21 protein-coding genes are annotated in these 22974 nt (G+C 53.3%); 10 read left to right on the top strand and 11 right to left on the bottom strand.

The features are described 5' to 3' along the window. Nucleotides 1–16 precede the first annotated feature (16 nt). Complete coding sequence (locus tag HY751_00700) at nt 17–1399, top strand: DHH family phosphoesterase (protein MBI4664905.1); 1383 nt, start codon at nt 17–19, stop codon at nt 1397–1399. Between the two features lie 6 nt (nt 1400–1405). On the opposite strand, the gene HY751_00695 is transcribed toward HY751_00700, so the two are convergent. Next, entirely contained in the window at nt 1406–2242 is an 837-nt protein-coding gene (locus HY751_00695; protein MBI4664904.1) for a protein-glutamate O-methyltransferase CheR, read from the bottom strand. Nucleotides 2243–2403: 161 nt separating this feature from the next. On the opposite strand from HY751_00695, the gene HY751_00690 reads away from it, so the two are divergent. Beyond that, a complete protein-coding gene (locus tag HY751_00690; protein ID MBI4664903.1) occupies nt 2404–2676 on the top strand; it encodes a hypothetical protein in 273 nt (90 codons plus the stop codon). Between the two features lie 210 nt (nt 2677–2886). On the opposite strand, the gene HY751_00685 is transcribed toward HY751_00690, so the two are convergent. Together HY751_00685 and hemB are read right to left on the bottom strand one after the other, a co-directional pair. After that, nucleotides 2887–3477 (bottom strand): epoxyqueuosine reductase QueH, encoded by a 591-nt coding sequence (locus HY751_00685; protein MBI4664902.1) that lies wholly within the window; start codon nt 3475–3477, stop codon nt 2887–2889. Nucleotides 3478–3482: 5 nt separating this feature from the next. Continuing rightward, entirely contained in the window at nt 3483–4457 is a 975-nt protein-coding gene (hemB, locus tag HY751_00680; GenBank protein MBI4664901.1) for a porphobilinogen synthase, read from the bottom strand. Between the two features lie 187 nt (nt 4458–4644). Here hemB and HY751_00675 point away from each other — a divergent pair, with 187 nt between their 5' ends. The 6 genes from HY751_00675 to lexA all read left to right on the top strand — a co-directional run bounded on the left by HY751_00675 (nt 4645) and on the right by lexA (nt 9246). Continuing rightward, a complete protein-coding gene (locus HY751_00675; GenBank protein MBI4664900.1) occupies nt 4645–4914 on the top strand; it encodes a type II toxin-antitoxin system prevent-host-death family antitoxin in 270 nt (89 codons plus the stop codon). Then, nucleotides 4911–5318, top strand: coding sequence for a putative toxin-antitoxin system toxin component, PIN family (locus HY751_00670; GenBank protein MBI4664899.1), 408 nt, complete (start codon nt 4911–4913; stop codon nt 5316–5318). Before HY751_00675 ends, HY751_00670 begins: the two co-directional genes overlap by 4 nt. 121 nt (nt 5319–5439) lie before the next feature. Then, nucleotides 5440–6450, top strand: a complete 1011-nt coding sequence (gene fbp / locus HY751_00665; protein ID MBI4664898.1) for a class 1 fructose-bisphosphatase — start codon at nt 5440–5442, stop codon at nt 6448–6450. Between the two features lie 279 nt (nt 6451–6729). Next, nucleotides 6730–7548 carry a tol-pal system protein YbgF gene (ybgF, locus tag HY751_00660; protein MBI4664897.1) on the top strand — a complete coding sequence of 273 codons (819 nt, stop codon included), beginning with the start codon at nt 6730–6732 and terminating at the stop codon, nt 7546–7548. A 10-nt stretch (nt 7549–7558) separates the two neighbouring features. Beyond that, complete coding sequence (locus HY751_00655) at nt 7559–8488, top strand: hypothetical protein (protein ID MBI4664896.1); 930 nt, start codon at nt 7559–7561, stop codon at nt 8486–8488. A gap of 152 nt (nt 8489–8640) precedes the next feature. Then, the gene (lexA, locus tag HY751_00650) at nt 8641–9246 is read left to right on the top strand and encodes a transcriptional repressor LexA (protein ID MBI4664895.1); all 606 of its coding nucleotides are present in this window, start codon (nt 8641–8643) and stop codon (nt 9244–9246) included. Between the two features lie 348 nt (nt 9247–9594). On the opposite strand, the gene HY751_00645 is transcribed toward lexA, so the two are convergent. From HY751_00645 to HY751_00610, 8 genes are all read right to left on the bottom strand, one after another. Then, on the bottom strand, nt 9595–10095 hold the full coding sequence (locus HY751_00645; protein ID MBI4664894.1) for a TlpA family protein disulfide reductase: 501 nt from the start codon (nt 10093–10095) through the stop codon (nt 9595–9597). Nucleotides 10096–10254: 159 nt separating this feature from the next. Then, a complete protein-coding gene (locus HY751_00640) occupies nt 10255–10824 on the bottom strand; it encodes a DUF3365 domain-containing protein (GenBank protein ID MBI4664893.1) in 570 nt (189 codons plus the stop codon). A gap of 74 nt (nt 10825–10898) precedes the next feature. Next, nucleotides 10899–12329 carry a tetratricopeptide repeat protein gene (locus HY751_00635; protein ID MBI4664892.1) on the bottom strand — a complete coding sequence of 477 codons (1431 nt, stop codon included), beginning with the start codon at nt 12327–12329 and terminating at the stop codon, nt 10899–10901. 14 nt (nt 12330–12343) lie between these two features. Further along, nucleotides 12344–13162: a hypothetical protein gene (locus HY751_00630; protein ID MBI4664891.1), complete on the bottom strand. Its 819-nt coding sequence runs from the start codon at nt 13160–13162 to the stop codon at nt 12344–12346. After that, entirely contained in the window at nt 13159–15177 is a 2019-nt protein-coding gene (locus tag HY751_00625; protein MBI4664890.1) for a hypothetical protein, read from the bottom strand. Before HY751_00625 ends, HY751_00630 begins: the two co-directional genes overlap by 4 nt. 12 nt (nt 15178–15189) lie before the next feature. Further along, nucleotides 15190–17013, bottom strand: a complete 1824-nt coding sequence (glmS, locus tag HY751_00620) for a glutamine--fructose-6-phosphate transaminase (isomerizing) (protein ID MBI4664889.1) — start codon at nt 17011–17013, stop codon at nt 15190–15192. A gap of 30 nt (nt 17014–17043) precedes the next feature. After that, on the bottom strand, nt 17044–18243 hold the full coding sequence (locus tag HY751_00615) for an NTP transferase domain-containing protein (protein ID MBI4664888.1): 1200 nt from the start codon (nt 18241–18243) through the stop codon (nt 17044–17046). A gap of 227 nt (nt 18244–18470) precedes the next feature. Continuing rightward, nucleotides 18471–19208, bottom strand: coding sequence for an NTP transferase domain-containing protein (locus HY751_00610; GenBank protein MBI4664887.1), 738 nt, complete (start codon nt 19206–19208; stop codon nt 18471–18473). Between the two features lie 257 nt (nt 19209–19465). On the opposite strand from HY751_00610, the gene HY751_00605 reads away from it, so the two are divergent. Continuing rightward, on the top strand, nt 19466–20344 hold the full coding sequence (locus tag HY751_00605) for a zinc ABC transporter substrate-binding protein (GenBank protein ID MBI4664886.1): 879 nt from the start codon (nt 19466–19468) through the stop codon (nt 20342–20344). 224 nt (nt 20345–20568) lie between these two features. After that, entirely contained in the window at nt 20569–22959 is a 2391-nt protein-coding gene (gene parC, locus HY751_00600) for a DNA topoisomerase IV subunit A (GenBank protein MBI4664885.1), read from the top strand. The last annotated feature ends 15 nt before the right edge of the window (nt 22960–22974 follow it).

Here is a 22974-nt window from a genome sequence, read left to right as displayed (position 1 = left end):
ATTGCTGGCTTAAGAGATGCGGTATATCGCTTTTATAGACGGGCCCGAGTGGATAAAGCTCATCGAAACCATCACAAAAGGGGCCGAAGAGCTTTATGTGTTCAACCTGGGCCAGCCTTTCATTCCACCCAAATCCCTGGTACGAACCCATTATCTCCACCTGGAGCGGTTCAGCGCCGCCGAGATAGAGCGGCACGGCCTGGATGAAGGGGACAGGATTCTCGTCTCCCTGACGGAAAAACAATTGCTAAACCGCGTCCTGGAATTTCTTTGCGGGCAAAAACCCGCTCCATCCATTGTGGTAATAGCGGAAGAAGACGGTGAAAGCGTCCCTCCCGTTCCCGAAAGGCCAAACGTGTCTTATCTGGACATTCAGGAAATGGCCCGGTTCCGCATAAACAGGGAGTGGCGGAAGATAGACATAGCCCGGCGCGCCCGGGAGCTTCACGACATGCTCGATGGCGCCGGGAAAATAGCCATACTCACCCAGAACGACCCGGACCCGGACGCCATAGCCTGCGGGCTGGCTCTGCAAGCCATGTTGGGCAGGAACCGGATTACCGCCCCCATCGTTACCTTCGGAAGCGTTACCCGGAACGAGAACATAACCATGATTAAACTGCTGAAAACCGTGGTTCGTACCATTACTCCGGAAACTCTTGCGGAATTCGACCGGGTGGTGCTGGTGGATGTCCAGCCCCCTTATTTCGGCCCCATGCTGAATAAAGAGGTGGACGCTGTGATAGACCATCATCCTTACAGGCAGGAATTCGAGACAGGGTTTAAAGAAATAAACACGGCCTACGGCGCCACATCCACCTTGATGTTCGAATATCTCACCGCTTATGGCTCGAAAATAAACAAAAGGCTGGCCACAGCCCTGCTTTACGGAATCATGACCGACACCATGAGGCTGGAACGGGGAGCCCAAAGGCGCGACTTCGACGCGTTCACCGCCCTTTGGCCAATGGCCGACAAGGATATGCTCTCCAGTATGGGGAAGCCCCGGTTGAACTCCGAAGAGCTTTCCTATTTCGTCCGCGCCATCAGGAACCGGAAACTGATGGGGGAGTTCCTGTTTCTTTGGCTCGGGGTCATCCGCAAGGCCGATATCATCCCCAGGCTGGCGGATTTCTCACTGCAAATCGGCGAAACTTCATTCACCGCCACCGCAGGAGTGTTTGGCAGGGAAATCATCATCTCCATAAGAAGCCAGGATCCGGAACTGGACGCTGGCAAGCTGGCAAAAAGGGTGTTCGGCAAATGGGGAAACGCCGGGGGGCACCCAACCATGGCCAAGGCCGTCATATCCCTTCCGGCCTTTAAAAGCGCTTTCGGGATGGATTCAACCAAAGAACTCAGCGCGAAAATTGTGGAGTTGCTCGAAAAGAAGCTCTGAAACGATTTACGTCAGGGTGTAGTAATAGGTTCCCTTGTAGCTCTCCAGCCGGTAAGTTCCAGGTTTGTCCGCCATGAATTCCGAGGCCCCAAGGATAAGCGCCCCATCCCGGTTCAATGACGTGGCCAACCTTTGGTATAACTGTTCCCGCGCGTCGCTTGTGAAGTAAATGCCCACATTACGGCAAAGCACAATGTCGAACTTGCCCAGGGCGGCGATGTCGTTTTTCAAAAGGTTGAGCTTAAGGAATTCCACAAGCCGCCTTACTTCATCTACGATCTGGTATTTCCCGCTGGAGGAGCTCTTGAAAAATCCTTTTCTGTAATAAGACCTCATCCCGCGAGACATCTGCTGGGTGGAATATTCTCCCCCCGACGCCTCCTCCAGCGCCGTTTGCGAAATGTCCGTGGCAAGTATGGAAAGCGCCCCGGAGCGGACCGGATGGCCGCTTTTCTTCACGCAGTCCATAAAGGTGATGGCCACCGAATACGGCTCCTGGCCGGAGGCGCAAGCGGCGGACCATACTCTTATGAATGAGCGCCTGCCAGTTGCAATCTCCTCAATCAACCGGGGGAACAGTTTTTCGCTTAACAGGTCGAACAGCCCCTCGTCCCGGAACCATGTGGTCTCATGGTTTATGACCGCCTCGATGATCCTGGTTTTCAGCTCTGGCTCAGTATCGCCCCTCAACATCTGGTACAAGACGTCATAATCATGGCAATGCAGGTGGGCCATGAGGTTCATGATGCGCGTTTCCAATAGAGGCGCAAGCTCTTCATTAAGCTTCACGCCGCACTCTTTCTCCACCAGCTCGGCGAAAAGCTGATATTCCTTTTTGCTCAAGGAAACTGTTGGCATGTCAGATATCGTTCTATTTACGGAAGTTTGAAACATCGCTCCATGGAACCTTTACGAATGTCAACGCATCAAAAAATACAACTATATCCTGGGCGGTTCATGGATAATGTTTTGAATGTATTAATTATATATGGAGCGGCGAAAAGTTGAAAGAAGGCATATCGGCCACGGAAAAAGTGATCCGGCGGGCCTTGAAAAACGGGGTTAAAACAGTTACCGGAGGGGCGGCCAAGGCCGTTCTGGCGGATCAAGTTACCAAGGTGCTCACTTACGAGAAGGACGGCGTCAATTTCCTCCTGGTACTCCAGTCCGATGTGGCGGGCAGGGATTTGAACTGGACTACCGACGGCCGGCACGACGAGTTTGCGGGATATGTGGAGTCCATAAGAAGCAAAATGAAAGAAGTCGGGGAGCTTTAACCGGTTGGGCTTTTTCCAGTGTACAGCGCTGGCTCCGGATCAGAGTCCTGTGAGACGCTGTTTTGATGGTGTCTCAGTTTGAATCTCAAATAATAGACAGATCCTTCACTTCGCTTGCGCTTCGCTCAGGATGACAATGTTATCAACGGCTTTTATATTGTCATTCTGAGCGTAAGTGAAGAATCTCCCCTGTACTTTCAAACTGAGACACTACCCGTTATTTTGGTGGCTGGAGGAATTCTGCTTTCGCTCTATCGCGGATTTAAGGCTGAAGATACAGCCGCAATAGTCCTGGCGATGAAGGCCCAGGTTTTTCCCGATCTCCACGGTTTTCTTGAATCCCTCTTTTTTCTTCCAGTCCGCTTCCAGAAAGCTAACATCGTGCGTTTCGCCGGTTTTAGCGCCTATCCTGTTTATTACCGCCGCGTCTTTATGGGGCGAAACGCTTAATACCGTCCCGAAGCATTCCAGCTTCATCCTGGCGGCGGTCTCGGCGGCTTTCTCCAGCCTTTTTTCGAAACATACAGAGCAACGCGCGCCCCGTTCCGGCTCGTTTTCCAGGCCTTTTACCGCGTTGAACCACTTGGCGGAAACATATTCATCCTCGACTAGCGGCAGTCTGTACAGCCTGGCCAGGTGTCGCACCTCGGTAAGACGCGCCATATATTCCGTTTCCGGGTGGATGTTGGGATTGTAGAAATAAAGCGTTACTTCATATTCTTCCCGCAACGTCTCCACCACATAAGGCACGCACGGGGCGCAACACAGGTGGAGCAGAAGCCCGGGTTTTTCGCCAGCCATAAAATTTAGCGGTTTAATATTTTCGCCGCGTCTTTTGCGAAGTAGGTTAGGATCATGTCCGCCCCGGCCCTGTGGATGGAAAGGAGCGACTCCATCATCACCCTGTCCCGGTCAAGCCAGCCCATGCGGGCCGCCGCTTCTATCATGGAATACTCGCCCGACACGTTATAGGCCGCCAGCGGCAGGTTGAACTGCGATTTTATCCGCCGGATGATGTCCAGATAGGGCAGGGCGGGTTTGACCATGATTATGTCGGCGTTCTCCACTATGTCCAGCGCCACTTCGCGGATGGCCTCCATGGAATTGGCCGGATCCATCTGATACGAGCCTCTGTCGCCGAATTGGGGGGCGGAGTCGCAAGCTTCCCGAAACGGACCGTAAAACCCGGAGGCGTATTTGGCCGCGTAGGACATGATTGCGATATCCTGGTAGCCGTTGTCGTCCAGCGCCCTGCGGATGGCGCCCACGCGGCCGTCCATCATGTCCGACGGCGCCACGATATCGCCGCCAGCCTGGGCGTGGGTCAGCGCCATGGCCCCTAGCAGTTCAAGGGTTGGGTCGTTCAATATTTTCTCGCCCCGCACCAGCCCGCAATGGCCGTGGGTGGTGTATTCGTCTATGCACACGTCGGTGATGACCACCATGTCCGGACAGGCGTTTTTTATTTCGCGCACGGCGCGTTGAACTATGCCATCGGGGTTATAAGCCTCGGTCCCGGCTTCGTCTTTCTTCTCCGGTATGCCGAAAAGGATTATCGAGGGGACGCCCAGCGCTTCAACCTCTTTTACCTCTTTTGCCAGCATGTCCACCGATAGACGGTAGTTGCCGGGCATGGAGCTTATCTCTTCCTTTACTCCCGATCCCCAGATAACGAACATGGGGTATATGAGCATGTCCACCGACAGCCTGCACTCGCGAACCATTCTACGGATATTGGCGGAAGAGCGCATTCTGCGGGCGCGATATTCGGGAAACTTCATTGTTTAGGTGTTCTCCCCAAAAGATTTGGATATTCGAGAAGCTTTGCGAGGCCTCGTTACGCGTATTCTAACACGCAAAAGTTATGGATGAAAAATTGTTGAAGCTTCAAAAACCACATGATGTTTGCGCCAAACCCCGGGGCCTGATAAACTAACCATAGTAATTAATATAATTATGGTAATTGATATGATTCGTAAAGCTACGGCTATGATCGTCCGCCAGAATCTTGGCGAGCTTCTCAACGAGGTGCGGTATAGGGGGGACAGTGTTCTTGTCACCAAGGGGGGGAAACCAGTGGCCGCGCTTATAGATATCGAGCTGTTCGAAAAGATAAGCGTAATGCGCGCCGCTTTTGACCGCATGGTTTCCGGGTTGTCGTCCGCTTTTCAAGATGCCGATGAGCAAGCCGTTATGGAGGATATTGCCAAAGCCGTTAAAGCGGCGAGGAAACGGTGAAAGTAGTTTTAGACACAAATGTTCTGCTTTCCGGCCTTATCCTTCCACAAAGCATTCCCGGCCAGATAATAAATGCGTGGCGCAAATCGAAGTTCGATCTTGTATTGTCCGAGCCGTTATTGGAAGAGATAGGCCGGGCGTTGCGATACCCGAAAATAAGTAACCGCCTCAAATGGGATGGCGGCAAGATTTCTCTGTTCCTGGAGCTGTTGAGGCTCCATGCCCAACTCGCTGACATTTCAGGGATAAACGCCCGTGTACCAAGGGATCCGCAAGATAACCATGTCTTGGCCACTATGCTGGCCGGGCATGCGGATGTCATCGTTACCGGGGATGCCCACCTTCTTTATTTGAAAGATGAATATCCAATTCTCACTCCCAGAGAGTTTGCGGCCAGCTTGTGACGCAAAATGACTTTCATGAAAAATTGTTGGCGACTCAAGTTTGTGGTAAATTACGGCGAATCGTCCGCGTTTGAACCGTCAATTTTTTCACCTATTTATAATACTGGAAGGGTTTGTACCGATGCCGGAACGTTTGGGCACCACCATCACAAAACACATAAGCGAACAACAACGCCGCTTTCCCCATGCCAGCGGCGATTTTTCAGGGCTGATGAACGAGCTTGTGGTGGCCGCCAAAGTTATCTACCGGGCCGTGAACAAAGCCGGGCTGGTGGACATCCTGGGCAAGACAGGGGACACAAACGTCCAGGGTGAGGAGGTTCAGAAACTCGACGAGTTCGCCAATATCACCATCATCCACAAGATGGACCACACCGGCTATCTTTGCGCCATGGCGTCCGAGGAGCTGGACGATATTTTCCAGATTCCGGAACGGCACCCGCAGGGGGGTAAATATACGCTTTCGTTTGATCCGCTGGACGGATCTTCCAACATAGACGTGAACGTCTCGATAGGAACGATCTTTTCCATTCATCGGAAAATCACCAACGGACCCAAGGGCGAAGTGGGCGATTTCCTGCAAAAAGGCTCCACCCAGATAGGGGCGGGATACATAATCTACGGCCCCTCAACAATGCTGGTTTACACCGTGGGCGCCGGTGTGCACGGTTTCACTTTGGACCCTTCAGTGGGTGAGTTCTTGTTAAGCCATCCCAACATGACAATCCCCAGGCGAGGGACCATTTACTCCGCCAACGAAGGCAATACCCATCTTTGGGACGAGCGCACAATTAAGATGGTTAACTATTTTAAGACTCCGGACAAAGAAACCGGACGCCCCTATTCCGGAAGGTACATAGGCTCCCTGGTGGCGGATTTCCACAGAAACCTCCTGAAGGGCGGCATTTTCATGTACCCGCCTGACAAGAAAAGCCCCCAGGGAAAATTGCGCTTGTTATATGAAGCGGCGCCCCTGGCTTTTATTTGCGAACAGGCCGGTGGCGCGGCCATCGCCGACCATGAAGACATAATGGGCATCCAGCCCACCACGCTACACCAAAGGGTTCCGCTATTCATAGGTAGCAAGGACGATGTGGAGATATGCAGGAAATTCCTTAAGGGAGAGATGTAATTTAATCCTGCGGGGTGGAGCCTGATTCTAATGGAAAACCGGGATTTTCCGGGCTATCGGGTAATGTCCCAGTTTGAAAGTACAGGGGAGATTCTTCACTTACGCTCAGAATGACAATATAAAAGCCGTTGATAACATTGTCATCCTGAGCGAAGCGCCAGCGAAGTGAAGGATCTGTCTATTATTTGAGATTCAAACTGAGACACCACCGACTATCTTAAAACCTTGACGTGAGACCGGACAATTCATTATAATTTGTTGAAATTACAGGCAAGTTTAATGAACATTAACGCCATGCTGAAACTATGGCGGAATTATTTGTTCCTGGTTCCGGGATTTATAATTCTCACCTGCGGGGCTGGGTGCGCCTCCAATGAATCCACCAAAATCACCGATGACATAGAATCGCTTAAAACCCAGGTTTGGAACCTTCAAAAACAGACCGCCGAACTGGGGCTTAAAATTTCCTACACCAGCGAAGACGTTGCCCAGCTATCCGAGCGTGTGAGCAATATGGAGGGGGATCATCCGCAAAAAGGGAGTGGCAGGGATAGCCTTCGCCCTCGAAACGGCTCTCCCAAAGAATCCGCGCAAGGCGCGGCCGGCGATGGCGAACTGATGGCCCAGGCTGTGGTGACCAGCGGGGAGGCTCCGCCTGAAACGTGGTTTAAGGATCTTTCCGCCGAGGAGATGTACAAACAATCCCTCATCATTTTTAATAAAGGTGATTATTCCGGCGCTGTGGCGGGTTTTAACTATCTCATTAAACGCGCTCCGGAATCCAGCCTGGCGCCGTTGGCCCAGTTCTGGATTGGGGAGTCTTATTACTCCCAAAAACGTTTCGCCAAAGCCATTGAGGAGTACCGTAAGGGTATTACAAGGTTTCCCGGCAATCCTAAAATTCCCGACGCCATGTTGAAAATAGGCATGAGCAAGTTGGCGATGGATTTAAATTCCGAAGGGGAGGAAATTTTAAAGGAAGTAGCGGTAAAATATCCAGACAGCGCCGCGGCGGCCACCGCTAATAAAATACTGGAAGAAGCGCAGGGGGCGCAACCGCCCGCCGAAGAGAATAAAACTGGGGCAACCCAAAAATAAGGACTACGGTATGGACAATATGAAGGCGTTAAGGCTGTTAGCCCTGATATTGGTGACCGGGGCCGCGCAGGCAATGGCCCAGACATCCTCCGAAATGAGCGGACAGGCCGATATGGAGGCTGTTGTGTCCCAGGGCGAGGGTGATTCCGCCACTTCAGCTGGCGTTCCGGCGGACTTCTTTGAAACCGCCGGGAATCAGGCGCCGATTGCTTCCAAACGGGTTTATGAAACAGCCGGTTTCATAGGCGCCAGGTTCGATTCTTATGGAATGATACTAGCCGGGGAGAGGGAGGAACAGGTCTCTTTTTCCTATTCTGACATCGTGTATATCAACAGAAGTGAGGCGGATGGCGTAAAACCCGGCTCTAAATATCTGGTTTTTCACCCTGCAGGAGAGGTTACCCATCCTGTCACAGAGGTTTCCTTGGGAAATAAAGTGGCTGTGGATGGTGTCATAGAAGTTGTGGAAGTTGAAGACAAGGTTTCCAAGGCCAAGGTCATCAGCTCCTACGATTTCATGCAGGCCGGGTACAAAATAAAACCTTTAGAGGATGTTAAAACCCCAACTGTGGATCCAGACCGGCCTGTTCAGGATAAAAAGCTGACAGCGTTGATACTGGATGGCAAAGACAGCAAGGTGAATTACTCCAAAGGGGACGTGATCTATCTGGACGCGGGTAGCAAAACCGGTGTGACTGTTGGTGATATCTTCGAAGCGATAACCCAGGTGGATGTTAGCGAGCCGGAAGCGGATGATAATAAACGGGTGTCCGCGCCCAAGGTAAACGCGTTGATCCGCATTTTATCGGTGGAGAGCGATACATCCACTGGTCTGATAATTTCCAGCGTGCATTACGTTATGGCGGGGCAAACTGTCCGGTTCGCGCCGCTTGTGGAGGCTGGATTAGCCACAGTTACCAAACGCGAGAAAAGCAAGTAACCTCAAGCCGCTAAAAGTAGTTGAGCGACTCCCGGATTCGATTCAAGATTCCGGGAGTTTTTTTATTCCCGAATAGGTTGCGAACATTTTGCGAAATATTGTTGACTTTCGCCATGTATTCGCTTACCCTTTAATAAATAAGGGAGGCGAGAATGCATCTCACTAAAAAACAGAAGCTGATTTACGATTACGTCTTGTTTTTCATAGAGAAAAACGGGTATGCCCCCAGCATTGTGGAGATTGGCCAGCATTTCGGCCTTTCATCCCCCGCCACTATCCATAAACACCTTACCAATCTTGAGGCCAAAGGGCTTATAAAGCGGCAGAAGAACATGAGCAGGGCTATCGAGCCTGCCTCCAGGGAGATGGATATTCATCGCTCTGTGGAAGTGCCCCTGTTGGGTTTAATAGCCGCAGGTTCCCCTATCGAAACATATCCCATGGCGGAGTCCATGGCCATACCGGAAGACATGCTTGGCCGCAACCGGACTTATGTTTTGAAGGTTCGGGGGGATTCCATGATTGAAGAGCAAATAAAAGATGGCGATTTTGTGATTGTGGACGAGCGCACCCACGCCGATAACGGTGAAACCGTGGTTGCTCTGGTGGATAACGAAAACGTTACGCTGAAAAAATATTACCGGGAAAACGAAAACGTCCGTCTGCAACCGGCCAATTCAGCGTTGGAGCCAATTGTAATATCCTCGGGGCGCGTGGCCGTGCAGGGCGTGGTGGTGGGCTTGTTGAGGAAGTTCTAGGTAGGTGGATTCCTGTCGCCTGTCATGGCAAGCCCGTCGAACCATGAAATTCCCGCTGTCCGAGGTGGAAAACATCTAGCGGAGCGCCATTTGTCATCCCGGCCAAGTGATAACGAGAGCCGGGATCAGGGCCTCAACGGGGAATGGAAGAAGCCCCGATGCCGGATCAAGCCCGGCATGACAACTTCCCGCCATCCTACGTGTTATCCCTTGGAATCCTTCCCTGCCATTGTCATGGCGAGCTTGCCGAGCCACGAACCATTACCGTTAGTTGCGCCCCCAGGCAAGCTATGGGTAGCAGATGGATATTTCCCCACGTTGTCGCCAGCCCACGGTCCTTCTAAATTCCTAGTTCCCTTTCAGCCGCGTTACCCAGCCGTCCAGCTGTTCTTCGGTTATTGGCCCGGTGTGATAGGCCACAACCTTCCCGTTCTTATCTATGAAGAACGTTACCGGTATGCCAGCCAATCCATAAGCGTCGGCCACTTTGCCATCCTCGTCCAGCGCCAGCGGGAAGGTAATTTTGGCGTTTTGGGCAAACTTGGCCACGGTCTGCCTGTCTTGCTGGTAATTCACGCCGACAAAGGCCACACCATTGTCCTTGTGCTTATTGAAAGAGCGTTCCAGCGCGGGCATCTCCGCCGTGCAGGGCGGGCACCAGGTGGCCCAGAAATTGAGCACCGTAATTTTACCTTTGAGCGAATCCAATGATATGGCGGCGCCATTCTGGGTTTGCAGGTTAAAGTTCGGCGCCTGTTTGCCGGCCACAATTTCCGCTCCGGCGGGGTTGGCTACCAATCCGGCCATCATCAGCACCACCACAAAAACAAGAACACTCCAGCTTTTCATTCGCAATCTTCCCAGTTTGAATCTCAAATAATAGACAGATCCTTCACTTCGCTTGCGCTTCGCCCAGGATGACAATGTTATCAACGGCTTTTATATTGTCATTCTGAGCGTAAGTGAAGAATCTCCCCTGTACTTTCAAACTGGGACACTACCACTTTTTCAGTAAAGCGGATACACTACCGAGAAGGCCCCGCGCAGTTGATCCGCGCCATATCCGGTGGCCTTATCGTCCGGGTAGTTCGCTTTTATGGCCTGGGCCGCTTCAGGATTCAACTTGTCCGCCGTGCCATGGCAGTTAAGGCATAGGGCCTCGGTGATTATCGGTTTCATAAACCTCAGGTTCTTCTTGCCGCCTGTGGATACAACTTCCACATACGCTTCCTGAAGCTTTCCTTCCGCCTTGTCTTTTTCCATTTTATTCAATACGGCGGCTTCATAATCATCAGGAACATTTGCGGCGTTCCTGTTTTTTACCGATACCCGGCGGATGGAAGCGTTGTATTTGGCCCCAACTTGCTTTGCCCTGGTAAGCCCTATCTCTTTGCACACGTTTATTGCCGCGGTGAAGCCTGATTCTTTCACGGTCTCCTGCAACTTGCCCTTAAGGGAGCCACCAAGTTCTTTAACCATTTCTTTGGATTTTTCCACCGCTTCTTCTTTGGATACCTCTGCCATGGCCAAAGAAGCGGTCATCAATATGGCGGTAATGGCCGCAAAAGGCTTTCTCATGTTTTCAAGATTCTCCCTATGATGTTTACGAATCCCTTAGATGCAGTATTTTCATGGCGGATGCCGGGGCGGTATTAATTTACTGGCGCCGAGGGAGCCCGGCCAGTGGGAATGTTTACCCGCTCCATGTAATCCGGGGTCAGTTCCCGCAGGGCGTTAAACTCCATATTGGCCTTGGCGCTCCATCCCATTTTTTCGTAAGTCTTGCCCAGATAGAACCGTATTTGGGGCCGGTCCGGCGTTATCTTTTTCGCCTTTTCCAGCAGATCCGCCGCCCTGTCCAGGATGCCGGAGCGGTAATACGCCAAGCCTATGGCAAGATATGAAAGGGCCAGGTGCGGGTCTTCCGGCGCCAGGGTCATGGCCTTGTCATACAACCCTATTTCCTCCTGGGCGCTACCGGCTATGCCTACTTTCCGCCCGTTCAATATAAAGCTCCGCGCCTTGAAATAGTCCGACATTTTTTCTTTCACAGGCTCGGACGCCACCAATTTGCTGATGATGGGATTTCTGTAAATCCCCAGCAACAGGAAATTATCCGCCGAACGGCTCATGGACTCTTCTTCTGTAAAACCACCTTTAAAAGGGATATCCCCGGGTTTTGAAATAACCGGGGCCGACTCCAAAAGCGGTTTTATTTCATCCCCGTCGCAAACGTAAAAAGAGAGGAACGAGTAAACATTATCCGCCTCGGTAATATCGCGGTTAGGGTCCAGCGTCTTCAGCCTGGCGCTAAGGATTTCCGGGTTTAACACCATGGGCTGGTTCATACCGGCCAGCATTATCCAAGAGTTCACCGGGTTCATGTCGCCGCCCCATATATACACATGGGGAAACACTGAGCTGAACGTTGCGATGATCTTTTTCAGGTCTTCCGTGTCCAGCGACGAAAGGTTCAGCCACTGGGCAAAAACGCCGGTTTCCTTCAAAAGGCCCCGGTAAGATTGAAACGATTTTTGGGTGAGCAATGCCCGGTCCGCCAAAGTTGCGCGGTTGGCGTGGCCCGCCATTATCACGTCATAGGGGCCTTTGGCTTTGGCTATCCACGTTGAAGGGGCCTCCACTGTGTAAGTGACGCGCCGATCCTTTAAAACTCCGAAATTATCACCAGGCATCTGCTCGGCGGCTTTTATTAGGTCACGGCTCTCTACCACCACGCTCACCGAGGCGGAGCTGGCGTTTAGCGCCGCGAATACCGGGGCGCCGGAGCCTATTCCGACAAGCAATGTTTTTTCAACCCTGCTGGCCATTAAGAATGGATAATACGCCCGGCGCATGGAGCCGTCGCCGGTGGAGGCGGCAACAGAGCCGTTCACCACAAGCTTCATCCCCACTCCGTCGCTATCGCGGACAACCTTGATATCCAGTTTTTTATCGCTTCCGCGAAACACCACGGATTCCGCCTTGCCTTCAGTAACGCTCTGCGCGTAAGAATTGGCGCATGGGATGGCCATAAGCCCCGCGGTAATGAGGATAGCCCGGATAAATATTGAATTAAGCCTCAATTTTCACAGCCTCCTTATGGAATATCTGGCCGCGAGGATACATCCACCACTCCAGCGCCCCGGGCGCGAATAATGCTCTTCCTCTGATAAAAACCCTTGGGAACGGTGGTGTTGGGGTATATCCAGCAATCCGATTGGGCGCATACCCCCGGCGAGGTTACAGTGTTGCATCCAATCTCCGTGTAATCGCCGATGACCGCCCCCAGCTTGTAAAGACCCGTGTTTATTAAGCCATCGCCAGACCGGATAACGATTACTCCCAACGCGTCGGTTTCAATCTCACCACGGGTGCGGAATTGCAGGTTGGCCAGCTTGGTTCCGGCCCCAAGGTTCACATGGCTTCCAAGAATGGAGTCCCCCACATAAGCGAAATGCCCCGCGTGGGAATGATCCATGAATATGGAATTTTTCACCTCCGACACATGGCCAACAACGCACCCCTCGCCGATAATAACGTCGCCGCGAAGATAAGCGCCTTGGCGGATCTCGGTGTTCTTCATAATGATGCACGGGGCTTTTATGATGGCGCCGTATTCAAGATAAACACCCTCTTCAATGAGGATTCCAGCGGAGCTTATGTGGATAGGGTGGGGGAGCACGATGGATTTTATTACGGAAAGCGCCGTTTCCTTCACTTCGCCATGGAGTGATGTCACCTTGTCTAGCCGGATGGAATCCTTGAGTTTGGAAATTCCGGAATCCTCTATGCTACCGGTTTCCCTGGTGATAAGTTTCTTGATGTCCACCAGGGCCGACCACGGATGCTCCCCGCTCCGCACATGGTCTATAAACCTGAACTGGTTGTTTTCCGTGAAATATTCGGCGAATCTCAAGACATCCCCCGTTTAATTAGTTCAAGATACCACAACCCGCGCTCGGTAAGCCCGGCCCCGGCGTAAGCTCCCGTCAGCATATATTGTTTGTTGGCCGTTTCATTCAGCAGGCGATGGTACTCATCGCCCCCAAGCCCCATGACAGGCGATTGGGGAACACCGCCATCGGCGGCGGCCAGAATAAGTTTCCGTTCGGCTATCGCAAACCGTTTATCCCCGTCTTTCATGCCTTCAATTATCAGCCTTACGGCGGTTTCACCTAGCTCCAGCAATGCCTGGGCCAGTTCCTGTGGGCCGCGAAGGTTCACGCCGGTCTTATCTTCGGTGCCGGAGTTGCGGATGAACAGGGACGCCACATGCGCGCCGCCGCGTGTGATTTTCATATAAAGCATGTCTGGCTCTTCGGGGCGGACCATCTCTTCAAGGCCCATGTCCGGCAGGATCGGCGCCATTTGCGCGGTCACGGTTTTTTTTACATCCTCCCAAAGCGCCGCGCCCCGCTTCCACCGGGTTTTCTCCACATAATAAACGTACATGGTTTTCTTGAACCCGGCGGGAAAAGGGGAGCGCAACAGGTTGAAAATCTCTTTGGCGGTGATTGACCCGGTAAGCCCGGCTGTGGCCGCAAAAGCGTTGAGCGCCCCTTTCAACCCGTTGCCCGCAAAAACCGTGATTGATTTTCCCGAGCTGTCCACAACGCCTGGAATTATCGAATGGCCGCTCTCTTCGGCTCCAACGGCAAACCCGCATTCGGATGGCTGGCAGAACTCCAATCCATTTTCCGACATGGTTTTTTCTATGAAGTCGGCGCTCAAATCATCCCTGCTGATATTTGCTTCTATGGCCCGCATGGCCTCCGCCGGGGCGGTGGGGCGCAGTGCCGCAACCTGGGCTGAAAGCAATATCCATTTGTCCCCCACGGCGGTTAGCTCGGTGGTGAATCCCAGCCGCACAGCCTCGCCTGCGGCGTTAAGATCGCTCTCCACACTGTTGACGAACTGTTTGCCACGGTCCTTTTCAGCGCGATGGCGGGCTTGAAGTATGGCCAGCTCGTCACCGGAAAGGACAATAATGGAATCGGTGAAGGGGTCATAATCCAGCCGGAACAGGCGGTCCCCATCGCCATCGAAAACAGCGCCGGACACATGTTTCATGCCGGACTTTATATCTTCAGCGTATTGTCTGCCGAGTTCTAAAACGGCGGTTACGGCGGAATAGCCGTTCAGCCTTCCTTTCGGTTCCAACATCTCCGGAGTTATTTCATGCAACCCTTCAATGTCCGCCACGCCCGACCGCAGGTTGATATTCCCGTCCAGACTGGCGTTGGCCTCCACCACTTTTCCAAAACCGGCCTTCTCAAAGACAGGCGCGGCGATGCCGGAAAATGCTCCATTGGCGCAATCCACCACAAGGATGGTTTTGGAGACAGCTTCGCTACTCCCTATCCAGCTATTGGCGGGATTTATCGAGAACCGGGTGAACACTTCCACAGCTTCGGCCCGGCGTTCTTCCAGTTTGCCGGCAGGTTCTAACTCGGCAATAGCGGAAAACCTGGCGCACAACACTTTCGCGCTCAATATGTCGTCATCGCCCGGAAGAAGTTTAAATCCGTGGCGGGTGAATATCTTGATCCCGTTATAAGAGGCCGGGTTGTGCGACGCGGTTATCACCAGCGCCCCCGCCGCGTTCACGGAGCGCATGTATATAACAATGGCCGGAGTGGGCATTACCCCTATGGAGTGGACGTTCAACCCCGCTTTTAAAACGCCGGATACCGCCGCGCCCGTGAATGCGCCTGAGGGGTCGCGCGGATCCCATCCGACCACCATAAACTCTCCCGCCGCCACGCCATTCTCCAAAAGCTGGCGGGCCCTGCAATAGGCGTAGAGTTCCACGAACTGTTCGGTGATTACATCTTTTTCCAGGAAAGCTTTTTGCGGCGAAAGACCGGCCACCAGCGGGCTTGACGACAGTACGGCCTGCCTTCTTACGCCGTCTGTACCCTGAAGCCTCATTGCCAATAAAATCTATGCGACAGTAACCGACTTGGCCAGGGCCCGGGGCCTGTCCACGTTCCGTTTTAGCGTTGTGGCCGCGAAGTAGGAGAAAAGCTGGGCCACCAACAGCTCCAGAAGCGGAGCCGTGAACATGGGGGTTTTGGGCAATATTATCTGGTCGCTCAATGGGAGCTTCCTGGGTTTTTTCGACTCGAAAGCGATGCCCAGCGTATAACCGTTGCGCGCCCTTATCTCCTCGGCGGAAGAAAGGGTAAGCTCGTAAAGCTCCGCGTCTTCCTCGGGCGGCACAAAGACCACCGAGTTTAGATCATCGTCTATCAGCGCGATGGTTCCATGTTTCAGGAAGCCGCTGGGCATTCCCTCGGCGTGCACGTAGGCCACTTCTTTCATTTTCAGCGCCGACTCCCGGGCGATGGGGTAATACCTGCCCCGGCCCAGGTAGAGCCAGTGCTTTATGTGGCTTTGCTCTTTTGCGATGTTGTGGATTATGCCCGATTTCTCGTTGATGATCTTTTCTATCACCTTGGGCAGGTCTCTCAGCTCCTTTTCGTGCCTGGCCAGGTCCGCCGGTTTTATATGCCCCCGCTGGACACCCAGGCTCAACGCCAGCCTCGCCATTACTACCATCTGGGCCAGCGCGGCCTTAGTGCTTATAACGCATATCTCCGGGCCGGATCCCTGCAAAATGAGATGGTCCACCATTCTCGCCATCGAACTGCCCATCACGTTCACCACGGCGGCTGTTTGGGCGCCGCAGTTTTTAGCGTGGCGCAGGGCCGCCAGCGTGTCGTAAGTCTCACCGGACTGGGAGGTGGCTATGGCGATGGTGTCCTTGTCCACGTTGGCCAGGAACCGGAACTCGTCCGACGATACCAGGCTGGGCGTAACCCCCGCATAGGCGCTGAAATAATACTGCGCGAACTGGGCCACATAGAACGTGGTGCCAACGCCGGTAAGATAGAAATTCTTTTTCTCGCTGATGGCGCGGGCCAGCTTTTTTATGCTCTCCGCGTCTATGTCCATGGCGTTGGTCACCACCTGCGGCTGTTCGTAAATCTCCTTGAGCATGTAATGGGGGAAACCGCCTTTCTGGGCCATTTCCGAGTCCCACAATATCTCCTGCACCTCTTTGGATACCGGCTCGCCGGTGGGAAACTTTTTCACGACATAGGCGTCGTGGGTGACGATGGCGTACTCATGGTCGTCCATTATCACGGCGGACTTGGTATGCTCGATGAACGCGTTGAAGTCCGACCCGATGTAGTTCTCATCTGAACCGAGGCCGATGATGAGCGGGCTTTCCTTGCGGGCGCAATATATCCTGTCCGGCTCGTGGGCGGTTATAAGCGCCACGGCGTATGTACCGTCCAGTTCGCCCAAAGCGGTCACGAAAGCTTTTTCCACCGATTTTGCGCGGGTGTAAGCCTCTTCGATCAGATGGACAATCACCTCCGTGTCGGTCTGGGAGACGAACTTGTGCCCTTTCTTCTCCAGCTTTGCGCGGATCTGGGCGTAGTTGGATATGATGCCGTTGTGAGTGATGGTGAACGCTCCGTCGCAGGAGCTGTGGGGATGGGCGTTTGCCTTGGTGACCCCGCCATGGGTGGCCCAGCGCGTGTGGGCGATGCCCACGTTGCCATGCAACTCCCAGAACTTCTCTTTGTCCTTGACCTCGTCCACCGGCCCCACGTCTTTGCGGGTGACGGGTTTGCCCGTTCCGTTTATAAGCGCGATACCGCAGGAGTCATATCCGCGGTATTCAAGCCTTCCGATGGACCTGACCAGTTTGTCTGAAACGTTTTGAAGGGCAACAATGCCCGCTATGCCGCACATCTTTTATTTATGAACCCGAAGAGCCGTCAGCTACTTTACCGAACAGTTGTGGTTGATTACTTTTCCGGCCTCAACCACCACGCCGGAGGCTATGGTGTTAGAGGCGCCTATCACGGCCCCATCCCCAACGAACGCGCCCAGCTTTTCAAGCCCGGCGCTTATGGCGGCCTTTCCTATCTTCACGCGGATGTCCCTGGTTTCCATCCGCTGGTTTATGGTCATCACTCCCGCGCCGATGTCCACGTTCTCGCCTATCACCGAGTCGCCAATGAAACACAAGCCGCCCACTTTCACCCCGGAGAAAAGAATGCAGTTCTTAAGCTCCGTTCCATGGCCGATAACGCTGTTGGCGCCGATACAGGTGTATGGGCGGACAAGGGCGTTATGGCCGATAAAACAGTTCGGCCCGATGTAGGCCGGGCCTTCCAGCACCGCTCCGGGGCGGATTTCCACACCTTCGGACACATAAACAGGCCCTTTCAGGCTTGCGCCCTGAAGGGCAACGCTTTGGTGTATCCGCGCGTCCTTCCAGGTGTCCATTATCGCGCGGTTGGCGGTAAGCGCGTCCCACGGATAGGCCATATCCAGCCAATCGTCCTCCCAGATGGAGGCGCGAAGGGATTGTTTTTTTATCAGCGCCTTGAGCGCCGTTTCCATGTCGCCTTTGGCCGCTTGCAGATAGTCGAAGAATGTGGCCGGTAGCACGAAAACCCCAGCCAGCACATAGTTGGCCAAGCCCTCGCGGATGCTGGGTTTTTCGATTATCCTTGTTATCTTCGCGTCGGGCCCAAGATAAACGTTGCCGTATTTCTCCGATGACTTCGTAAGGCAGATGGCCGCCGTAGGCTCGTTATGCAACCCGTATGTCTGGTTGGTTACGGAGAATATGTTGCTGGTGGTTATTGTGTCCGCGTAAACCAGCAGAAAATGGTCGCCGGGGGCGAATTTGTCTTTGGCTTTTAATATAGCGCCGCCGATGCCGTTGGGCTTGCCCTGGTCCACAAAGTTCATGGACATCCCAGGCGGCGGGTTATTTGTGAGGTGTTCCCTTATTTTCTCCTTGTTGTGGCCGATGACCATGTAAACATGGCTCACCCCGGCGTTCTTCAACATCGCCAGAGTGTGATCGATAACATACCGCCCCGCCACGGGAATCATGGGGTTGGGGCGCGTCTCGGAGAAGGGAGCCATGTTCCCGCCTCTGCCGCCTGCCAATACAAGAGCTTTCATGCTTTATAGTTTGTTCCGTTCTGGATAATAGCGTTTCAGTATAATCCAACGAGTAAGCTGTTTCAATTGAAGCTTCCAGCGGGTGGTGTCCCAGTTTGAATCTCAAGTAACAGACGGATCCTTCACTTCGCATGCGCTTCGCCCAGGATGACTATGTTATCAACGGATTTTATATTGTCATTCTGAGCGTGAGTGAAGAATCTCCCCTGTACTTTCAAACTGGGACACTACCTTCCAGCGGCCGATTCCAGCTTCTGAAGGTCTTCCAGCGTGTTCACCCCAAGGGTTTCCGCCGGATTTTCCGCTATCAGGGCAGATACTTTCAGCCCGGCGTTCACCGCCATGGCGATAAGGTCGGTCAGGTAATATTCTTTCTGGGCGTTTTCGTTCCCAACCTTTGTTATGGATTCGAACAGGAAACCTGCGTCGAACACATAAACGCCGCTGTTTATTTCATTTATCTTCAGCTGTTCCGGCGTGGCGTCTTTAGCCTCGACATTGGCGACAACCCTGCTCCCCTCGCGGATTATCCTGCCGTAAGAAGCCGGATTGTCCAGAACACAGGTCAGCACGGATATGGCGGCGTTTTCAGTTTCCCGCAGGTTAATCAGTTTGCGCAGGGTATCAACGGTTATGGCCGGAACATCCGCCGAAAGGACCGCCACGCTTCCTTTAAACCCGGCCAGCGCCTCCCGCGCCTGGGCCACGGCATGGGCGGTGCCCAGTTGCGGCTCCTGTGCGGCGAAAACCACGTCCGTGGCTTTTACGGCTTCTATCACAACTTCGCGTTTGTGCCCAACTATCACCACAATTTTATCCGGCGTCAGCGCCCTGGCTGTGTCCAGCACGCTTGAAAGCATGGGACGCCCTTTGAACATGGCCAGCGCCTTGGGCAATTCGGATTTCATCCGAACACCTTTGCCCCCCGCCATTACCACCACAGCCAGTAGTTTTGCTTCACTCATCGCAGGTATTTCTTTGTGTTGAAATGCTTGGTGGAAAAGCTGTAATAATACCCCACGGATGAGCTTTTAGGAATGAAGATATGACAGCCAATTGCCGGACCCTTTTTGCTCAATGTCATCCCGGAAGGGGCGAAAGCGCCTATCCGGGATCATGGCCTCGATGTGAAAGGAAAGAAGCCCGGATGCCGGATCAAGTCCGGCATGACATCACGCGCATGTTTGGGAGACTCGGCGCATTATTGGCGATAACCGCGCTGATGGCGGGAATCGCGCTTATATCGCCCCCCCCTTGCGAGGCGCAAGCCACCAGCTTGAACGTTACGGCTACCATCCTTCCCTTCGGCGATATCGCCAAAAGGGTAGGGGGAGACGCCGTAAATGTCACCGTCATGCTAAAACCCGGCCAAAGCCCCCACACCTACGAGCCCACCCCCGGCGATCTGAAATCCCTCGGCAAGGCCGATCTTGTGGTGATGGCTGGGTTCGGCCTGGAATCCTGGCTATCAAAACTCCTAAAAACCAGCGGTAGGCAAACGCTATATGTGGATTGCTCCAAAGTGGTGAAAAACCCCATATCGTCGGAAGAGGAAGGGCATCACGAAGGTGAAGAAGATCATCATCATGGCGCGGTGAACCCCCACTATTGGCTCGACCCCTCAATCATGGCCGATGTGGCCAGGCATATCGGGGTGAAACTGGCGGAGAAAATGCCATCCCGGAAAAAAGAATTTATCAGCCAGGCGGAAGTTGTGGCCAATGAGCTTTTGAATCTGGACAAGGAAATAGAAAAAAAACTGTCGGATAAAAACCTGACACGGGGTTTCGTATCCTTCCACAACGCCTGGCCTTATTTCGCCAGACGCTATGGGCTGAAAGTGGCGGGAGTCATAGAAATGGCCCCCGGCAGGGAACCCTCCGCAAAACACATGACCCGGCTGGTTAAAGAGATAAAACAGAAAGGGGTGAAAGCCGTGATGGTGGAGCCTCAATTTCCCACCAGGCTGGGGGAGGTTCTTGCGGAAGAGGCTGGGGTTAAAGTTGTGGCCGTTGATCCAGAGGGTGGATCTCGAAAGACCGGTGGTTACATTGAGTTAATGAGGTTTAACGCCGCCATGTTCGAAAAAGCTTTAAGGTGAGACGATTTAAAGCTAGCATTGCCGCAAAGTCCTGATAGAACAATCAGTAATGCTACATACCTTAATGTTTAACATTATCCCACAAACCCCTGTTTGCGACTACGTTCCATTCATTAAACTAAAAAGTTTGTTGACGTTTGGATGCCTCATGCTCTATATAAAGCTATGTTAATTGCATAGTATATATTTTAATATATGTTGTCGTTTTAATGGCATTGTAGGGAATGGGGACTAAGTCTAAAAAGGGTAAAGAGCCAGCCGATGAGGGTGGTGGCGGGATAGTTCAGGAGGTCCATTTCAAGGAGGAATTGGAGTCCCGGTTCCTTTCGTACGCCCTATCTACCATTGTGTCCCGCGCTTTGCCCGATGTGCGGGACGGGTTGAAACCGGTTCACCGGCGGGTTCTGTACGCCATGAGCCAGTTGCGGTTGTCCGCCGACGCCAGGTTCAGGAAATCCGCGGCGGTGGTAGGCGATGTTATAGGTAAATACCATCCCCATGGCGACCAGGCGGTGTATGACACCATGGTGCGCCTTGCCCAGGATTTTTCGTTGCGTTACCCGTTGGTGGAGGGGCAAGGAAACTTCGGCAACATAGATGGCGACGCCGCGGCGGCCATGCGATATACCGAGGCCAAGCTTACAAAAATCGCCGGGGAACTGCTGGAAGACCTCCACAAGGAAACGGTTGAGTTCAATCCCACCTATGACGAAACCAACATAGAGCCCCGGCTTCTGCCGGCCCGGTTCCCGAATCTCATAGTTAACGGCTCTTCCGGCATCGCCGTGGGCTTGGCCACCAACATTCCGCCCCACAATCTTTCAGAGACGGTAAACGCCCTGGTGGCGATGATTGATGAACCACGGCTGGAAACCAAAGACATCCTTAAATACATAAAGGGGCCGGATTTCCCCACCGGCGCCACATCCATCACCTCGAAAGCCGAGTTAAAGGAAATATACGAAACGGGCAGGGGCTCCATAAAGCTTAGGGGAGAGTGGAATAAGGAGGAACTGCCTAAGGGTAAATGGCAGTTGGTGATAACCTCCATACCCTACACGGTGAATAAAAGCAGGCTTATCGAAAAGATAGCCGAGCTTATCGTGGAGAAAAAACTGCCCACCATCGTGGACATCCGCGACGAATCCACGGAAGACATCCGCATAGTGCTGGAGCCCAGATCGCCGGATGTGGATCCGGAAATGGCCATGGGCTTCCTGTTCAAACATTCCGACCTGCAAATCAGCTTCCCGGTGAACCTCACGGCGCTGACGGCGGAATCGGTCCCGTTGCGGCATTCCTTGGGGCAAATGCTCCGGTCATTCCTGGATTTCAGGCTTGTCACCACCGAAAAACGGTTGAGGTACGAGCTTAAGCTGATTGACGAGCGGCTCCATATCTTAAAAGCCTACGCCAAGGTATATAACGACTTGGACACGGCCATTGCCATCATACGCAAAGCCAAGGTTAAAGACGAGGCCCGGCAGGGCTTGATGGGCCATTTCAAGCTGGACGAAATCCAGGCCAACGCCATTTTGGACCTGCGCCTGTCGGCCCTGGTTGGGCTGGAAATCTCGAAAATCAAAAAAGAGAAGGCGGAAAAAGAGGCGGAACGGGAAATTATAGACTCCGTCCTGGCCAGCCCCGGCAAAATGTGGAAAGTGGTCCGCAAGGAACTGCTGGAGATAAAGGAAAAATATGGCGATGCCCGGCGCACTAAAATCGTCTTGGGCGGAATGGAAGAGCAGGAATTCGACGCGGAGAGCTTCATCCAGCACGAGGACACGAACGTAATAGTTTCCCGTAGCGGCTGGATACGCAGGCTTAAAAACGTGGCCAACCCGGAGTCGCTCCGGTTCAAGGAGGGGGACAGCCTTCTGGCCTGGTTGCCGCTGAACACCCGGGACTTCGTATGTTTCTTCACCTCCGCCGGAAAAGTTTATACGGCGCGCGCGCTGGAGATTACCCAAACGGCCGGATTCGGCGACCCGGTGCAGTCGTTCTTCAAGTTCGGCGATGGGGAGCGGTTGATATCCGTCATCGGCATGATAAAAGCCCAGGAGGGCGCGGAAGCCGAAGAAGGGGATAAAGCCCGCAAAGTCGGCCAGCGGGATCTGTTCGATCAGCTCAAATCCACAGAAGTGGGCAAGGTTTACGGGGAAATAGTGGACGAAAACGCCGAACTGATGCTTGTTACCGAAGCAGGCATGGGATTCAGGTTCGGTGGCGCGCTGGCCGCGGGGGAAACCACCAAGAACGGCCGGAAAGTGGCCAATTTGAAAGACGACGATGCGGTGTTCAGCGTCACGGTGGTTGAAAGAAAACCGATGTTGTTCGTCCTGTCCGGCGATGGCCATGGGTTGCTTATGAACACCGATGAAATCCCCGTGCTGGCCGGAGCCGGGGCAGGGGTTAGGCTGATAAAAATGAAACCCGGCGTGGTGCTGGCGGGGGCCAGAAGTGTATCCAAATCCGAACAGATAGCCATAGTGTATATCGCCGGAAAGGATGACCTGATCAAAATATCCTCCCTGGAAAAAGGTGGAAGGGGAAGCGCTGGCAAGAAACTGGCCTCCCCTAAACGGAAACTTATCGGCATCAGGAAAGTTGGCTAGAGTTATTCTAAATCC

It is taken from the genome of Nitrospinota bacterium (genome assembly GCA_016208975.1).
In the GTDB taxonomy this organism is placed as follows: Bacteria; Nitrospinota_A; UBA7883; order UBA7883; family JACRLM01; genus JACQXA01.
This window is presented reverse-complemented; position numbering and strand designations above follow the sequence as displayed.